The sequence below is a fragment of the Streptomyces sp. NPDC059524 genome, assembly GCF_042749255.1.
Taxonomy (GTDB): Bacteria; Actinomycetota; Actinomycetes; order Streptomycetales; family Streptomycetaceae; genus Streptomyces; species Streptomyces xanthii.
Genome location: NZ_JBHYTK010000270.1, coordinates 1 through 5,758, shown reverse-complemented (window position 1 = coordinate 5,758; position 5,758 = coordinate 1). Strand labels below are relative to the sequence as shown.

General features: G+C 71.7%; 5 protein-coding genes. All 5 read right to left on the bottom strand.

Translation table 11 applies throughout. The annotated features are described in order from the left end of the window. The coding region (locus ACFW9D_RS37740) for a sugar phosphate nucleotidyltransferase (RefSeq protein ID WP_384629946.1) at nt 1-128 on the bottom strand (128 nt) is incomplete at its 3' end. Nucleotides 129-193: 65 nt separating this feature from the next. Then, nucleotides 194-2,500, bottom strand: coding sequence for a CDP-glycerol glycerophosphotransferase family protein (locus ACFW9D_RS37735; RefSeq protein ID WP_384629944.1), 2,307 nt, complete (start codon nt 2,498-2,500; stop codon nt 194-196). Between the two features lie 227 nt (nt 2,501-2,727). Continuing rightward, nucleotides 2,728-4,194 carry a GAF domain-containing protein gene (locus ACFW9D_RS37730; protein WP_384629942.1) on the bottom strand — a complete coding sequence of 489 codons (1,467 nt, stop codon included), beginning with the start codon at nt 4,192-4,194 and terminating at the stop codon, nt 2,728-2,730. A gap of 24 nt (nt 4,195-4,218) precedes the next feature. Beyond that, a complete protein-coding gene (locus ACFW9D_RS37725; protein ID WP_188339089.1) occupies nt 4,219-5,256 on the bottom strand; it encodes a rod shape-determining protein in 1,038 nt (345 codons plus the stop codon). A gap of 114 nt (nt 5,257-5,370) precedes the next feature. Continuing rightward, nucleotides 5,371-5,758 (bottom strand): HAD family hydrolase (locus ACFW9D_RS37720; RefSeq protein WP_384629940.1); only part of this gene is annotated, 388 nt, incomplete at its 5' end.

Genomic DNA, 5,758 nt, shown 5'->3' with positions numbered 1-5,758 from the left:
ACCACGTACTGGATCGCCGGCTTGTCCACCACCGGGAGCATCTCCTTGGGAGTCGCCTTGGTGGCGGGCAGGAACCGGGTGCCGAGGCCCGCGGCCGGAATGACCGCTTTCGAGATCCGTGACGTCATGGTGGTGCGTTCCCCCGTTGCGTGTGATGCGTCGTGCGTCGTGCGTGTGGTCGGTCGGCGGTCGGTCAGGCGCCGACGAGGTCGGCGTCGCCCGCGGTGTCGCCCGTCGTCACGCCGGCCCGGTCGGTGGCCTGCGCGGGACGGGGCGCCGGGGTCCGCTCGGCGAGCGGCAGGACGGCCGGCGTCGCCTCCTGGTTCAGGAAGATGCGGCGCACGACGCGCTCGGCCGCGTGGCCGTCGTCGTACTGGACGAAGCGCTCGCGGAACGCCTGGCGCAGGGCCGCGGCCCGCTCGCCGTTCCAGGCGCCGCTGCGGAACACCTCGATCAGCTCGTCCTCGGAGGTCGCGGTCGCGCCGGGGGTCTGGCCGGGCTCCTGCGACAGGAGGTCGAAGTACACGCCGCGCGCCTTGCTGTAGACGTCCCAGTCGTCCACGTAGGACACGATCGGCCGGTCCAGACAGGCGTAGTCGAACATGATCGACGAGTAGTCCGTGATCAGGACGTCGGAGGCCAGGCACAGGTCCTCGACGACCGGGTAGCGGGAGACGTCCTTGATCAGACCCCGCTCCTGGAGGGCGGCGAGCTGCGGGTCGGCGCCGTAGAAGTAGTGGGCGCGCACCAGGACGACGTGGTCCGGGCCGAGCTCACGGCACAGCCGCTCCAGGTCCAGACGGGGGATGAAGCCCTTCTGGTAGTCGCGGACCGTGGGGCAGTACAGGATCGCGGTCTGCCCGTCCTGGATGCCCAGTTCGGCGCGGATGCGGGCGACGTCTGCCGAAGTGGCCTGGAAGTAGACGTCGTTGCGCGGGTAGCCCGAGTCGATGTTCTCGAAGGCGCAGGGGTAGACGCGCTCCCAGATCTCCGTCGAGTGCTGGTTCGAGGAGAGGCTGAAGTCCCACTTGTCGACGCGCTCGAGCATCTTGTGGAAGCTCATGTTCTTCGCGGCGGCCGGGAAGCGCTGCTGGTCGATGCCCATCTGCTTGAGCGGCGTGCCGTGGTGCGTCTGCAGGTGGACCTGGCCGGGGCGCTTGACGATCTCGTTGGGGAAGTTGACGTTGTTGACGAGGTACTTGGCGCGGGCCATGACCTCCCAGTAGCGCGGGGAGCGGCTGACAACGTAGTCGACGCCCGCCGGCACGTTCTCCTCGTCGCCCGCGCGCACCACCCACACGCCGTGGACGTGCGGGGCCAGCTCCTTGGCCTTGTGGTAGATCGCCGCGGGGTTGCAGGCCACGCCGCGGTTCCAGTACGCGCTGTAGACCGCGAGGTTCTCGTCGATCGGGCGGCGCTGGTACATGCGGTACAGCTGGTCGTACGCCTTGCGGCCCAGCACGTTCTTGGTCTTCAGCGCGCGCTTGCGCAGCTTCGACTTGGTCGCGCCGGCCAGCTCGAAGGCCTGGTACGCCGGGTAGGAGCCGCGCTCCAGGAGCTCGAACCGTACGCCGGTCATGCCCTCGGGGCGGGTGAAGCCGGCCGGCTTGAAGCGGCGGTACTGCTGGGCGGAGCGCTTGAAGAAGGAGGCGCGGTCCGACGGCACGATGCGGTCCGGGCGGACCAGTGTGAAGAGGAAGTGGCTCACCATGCGCTCGAACATCAGGGGGCGCACGGGCTCCAGGTGCGGGCGCTCGTCGAGGAACGCGAAGAGCCGGGCGTACTGCTCGAAGATGCCGAAGTGCTTGCGGCCGGGGGTGCGCATCGAGTTGCCCTGGCGGCGCTGGCGGTACTCCACGCAGACCTGCTCCAGGCAGGCGATGCGCTCCGCGGTCAGCATGGTCTTGTAGACCATGAGCGCGTCCTCGTAGATGCCGTCGGTGAACGTGAACTCGTTGCCGACGTAGAACTCGCGGCGGTACACCCTGTTCCACACCACGGCGAACATCGTGAGGTACTCGGGGCGCTCCAGCGCCGTGAAGACGTCCTTGCCCGCGGCGGCGAGCATCTCGCCGGCGGCGCTGGCCTGCACCCGGTTCGTCCAGTACGTGCGGACGTGGTTGAGGAGCAGGATGTCCGGGTCGGCGGTGAGGTCGAGACGGTCGGCGACGGCCTGCAGGGCGCCCTCGGCCAGGGTGTCGTCGCTGTCCAGGAAGAAGATGTAGTCGCCGCGCGCCCGCAGGGCGCCGAGGTCGCGGGCCTTGCCGATGCCCTGGTTCTCGGTCAGGTGGACCGGTACGACGCGCTCGTCGCGGGCCGCGTACTCGTCGAGGATCCGGCCGCACGCGTCGGGGGAGGCGTCGTCGATCGCGACGATCTCGAAGTCCGTGAAGGACTGGTCGAGGATCGAGTCCAGGCAGGCACGCAGATATCCCTGAACCCGGTAGACCGGCACAACGAGGCTTATTCGAGGGGCGATCGCGTTCTCTGCGTGACTCATCTGGCTTCCCTGGTCGTGGGGTCCCGGTGTCCGCCCAGCACACGACTCTGTGAAGGATGTGAAGAGCGCGGGTGAATATTACATGAGGGTCCGACATCTACCGTTTCGGGCGTATATCCATCCAAACACCCTTACGTTTCCCACCCGCTTGTGCTAGACCCGCGACGGGTCGGCACGGTTGCGATGCGCGCGTGGATTGTGACCCACCGCACATTGACCCCGGCGCTCTAGCGGGGTGCCTGCCAGATCACCGGCGACGCCTGCGCGCCTTCGTCCACAGTCCCGTCGTCCGTCACCGTCAGACGCACGCCCGGGCGGCCGTCGGGCAGGGTGGCCCGCGCGTCGACCGAGACGTCGATCCGGGACACGCCCGCACGCCGCGAGGCCGTGGCCAGGGCGCGGCGCAACGCCGCGAGGAGATGGGTCTGGGCCTGGTCCGGCACCGCGGACTCCACGGCGCCGGTGAAGTGGACGGACGGGCTGAAGCCGAGGACCGCCGCCGCGCCCGCCGTCTCGCGCAGCACCTTGCCGCGGAACGTCGACGGGGCGTCCGACGGCGGCTGCTGCAGCGCGAAGATCGTCGTACGGACCTCCTGGACCGTCGACTCCAGCTCGTCCACGGCCTGCGCCAGCATCGTGCGCACCTCCGCCGCCTGCGCCCGGCGCGCCGCCGTCTCCAGCATCATCCCCGTCGCGAACAGCCGCTGGATCACGAGATCGTGCAGGTCACGGGCGATCCGGTCACGGTCCTCGAACACGGCGAGCCGCTCCCGGCCGGCCTGCGCGTCGGCGAGGACCAGCGCGAGCGCCGCCTGCGAGGCGAACTGGGTCGCCAGCCGGTGGTCCACCGGCGTGTAGGGGCGGGCGCCGGGGGAGCGGGGCAGGGCCAGGGTGCCGATCAGCTTCCCCGCCGCCCGCAGCGGCAGCATCATGCTCGGCCCGAACAGGCTCCGTACCCGCGTCGTCATCCGCGGGTCGGTCGCCGAGTCGTCGATGAACACCGGCTCACCGGCCAGGAGTTGATCGAGGACCGCCGTGCCAGGACGGATCGTGGCCCCGAGCAGCAGAGCCGGGTCGTCCGTCGTGGCCGCCGCGACGATCTCCATGCCGCCCTCCTCGGTCGGCTGGAGCACCACCCCGGCCGCCGCGTCCGCGAGCAGCCGCGCCTGCTCGGCGACCGTCGTCAGGGCGTCCCCCGGGGCGCCGGTGAGCAGCGCCGTCGTCACCGCCGCCGCGCCCTCGATCCAGCGCTCGCGTTGCCGCGCGCTCTCGTACAGGCGCGCGTTGCCCAGCGCGATGCCCGCCTGGCCCGCCAGAACCCGCAGCACTTCCAGGTCGGCGCCCGTGAACCCCTCGGGCGCGCGCCGCCCGGTCAGTCGCAGCCGGCCGCACACCGCGCCCTGCACCAGGACCGGCACCGCGAGCAGCCCCGGCTCGTGCAGCACCGCGTCGTACGGCTCGCCGGGCGGCAGCTCGGGCCGGGCGCCCTCGCTGGTCACCACCTCGACCAGCCGGCCGTGATCGGGGTCGAGGACGCCGAGCACACCGTGCCGGGCGCCGGTCAGCGCGGTCGCGCTGTCCACCAGCTGCCGCAGCGTGGCCCGCGGTTCGAGGTCGGTGCCGATGGTCAGGACCGCTTCCAGGAGGACGGACAGGCCGGACGGAGCACCGGGCTCCGGCCCGCTCGGGCTCATCGTGAGGGTCGCTCCGTACACCGGTCAGTCGGCCAGCGGGTCCAGGACCATCGGCTGGATCTTGCCCTCCATCATCGCGCCGAGCCCCTGCACCGCGCACACGTCGGGCCGTTCGGCGATGTGCACCGGCATGCCCGTGGCGTCCCGCAGCATCTGGTCCAGGCCCGGCAGCAGCGCCGAACCGCCGACCATCATGATCCCGCGGTCCGCGAGGTCGGCCACCAGGTCCGGCGGGCAGTCGCGCAGCACCTTGCCGATGCCGTCCAGGACCGCCGTCAGCGGGGTGTGGATGGCGCGCCGCACCGCCGAGGTGTCGACGTGCACCGAGCGGGCCAGGCCCGTCGCCACGTCCCGGCCGTGGATCTCGGTCTGCTCGGGGCCGCTCGGGGTGAGCCCGTTGCCGCTCAGCGCGAGCTGCAGGGGGCGTACGGACTGCGAGGGCAGCATCAGCTCGTGGTGCTGGCGCAGGTGCTGCACCACGGCGTGGTCGATGGCGTCCCCGCCGACCGGGATCCGCTCCGCCGTCACGATCGCGCCGAGCGACAGCACCGCGATCTGCGTCGTCGCCGCCCCGCACACCATGATCATGGTGGCCTCGGGCTGCTCGACGGGCAGGCCGCAGCCGACCGCCGCCGCGATCAGCGTGTCGACCAGCTCGACCCGTCTCGCGCCGAGCCCGACGAGGGTCTCCACGGCGGCCCGCTGGGCGAGCGGGTCCGCGTCGTGCGGGGTGCACGCCGCCGCGCGCAGCCGGGGCTTGCGGCGCAGGGCGCGGCGCAGCTTCTCGCCCAGGAGGTGACGCAGCATCCGCTGCGCCATCTCGATGTCGACGACGGTGCCGCCGGAGACGGGACGCACGACCCGGATGTAGTCGGGGGTCCGCCCGGTCATCTTCTCGGCGAACTCACCGACCGCGATCAGGGCGCCGGTACGGGTGTTGACCGCGGCCGCGCTCGGCTCGTCGACGACGAGACCCGCGCCCTTCACGTACACGCGGGTGCGGGCGGCGCCCAGGTCGACGGCGAAGTGGCAGCGGCGCAGCTGCTCCAGACTGACGGTCATGGCAGTTCCTCCCGAGAGCGCAGACCGTGGGGGGCCGTCGGAATGCGGCCCACTAGAAATCGTGCGTCCGTGGCGGGCATCGCGCGCGCTGGAGTGGGCCGGGTGGGGCTGGGCTCAATGGGGGGTGCGCGTGCGCACGATGTCGGTCAGCCGGGCCAGGTCCCGGAAGACGTGACGGGCTCCGGCGCGCTCCAGTGCCTGCTCGGCCTGCGGGGACGCCGCGTAGCCGATGAACAGCAGGCTGAGCTGCCGGGCCGCCTCCAGCTCGGCGGGCTGAGAGCCGATCACCAGGCCGCGGGGTGTGGGTGATCCGGGCTGGTGCAGGGACCGGAGCAGCGCGTCCGGGTGCGGCAGCAGCAGGGAGGGGTCGTCGCCGCGGCCCTGTGCGCCGCGCCGTACGGGCAGCGAGCGGCTGTCCACGTACTCCCTGACGACGTGTGAGGACACGTCGGAGAAGACGGCGACGGGCAGCCCCGCCGTGTCGAGGGCGCGGACCAGGCCG

Bases quoted from the DNA above. Each gene is read 5' to 3' on its own strand.
- ACFW9D_RS37735 (WP_384629944.1), bottom strand. From the start codon at position 2,500: ATGAGTCACGCAGAGAACGCGATCGCCCCTCGAATAAGCCTCGTTGTG.
- ACFW9D_RS37730 (WP_384629942.1), bottom strand. From the start codon at position 4,194: ATGAGCCCGAGCGGGCCGGAGCCCGGTGCTCCGTCCGGCCTGTCCGTC.
- ACFW9D_RS37725 (WP_188339089.1), bottom strand. From the start codon at position 5,256: ATGACCGTCAGTCTGGAGCAGCTGCGCCGCTGCCACTTCGCCGTCGAC.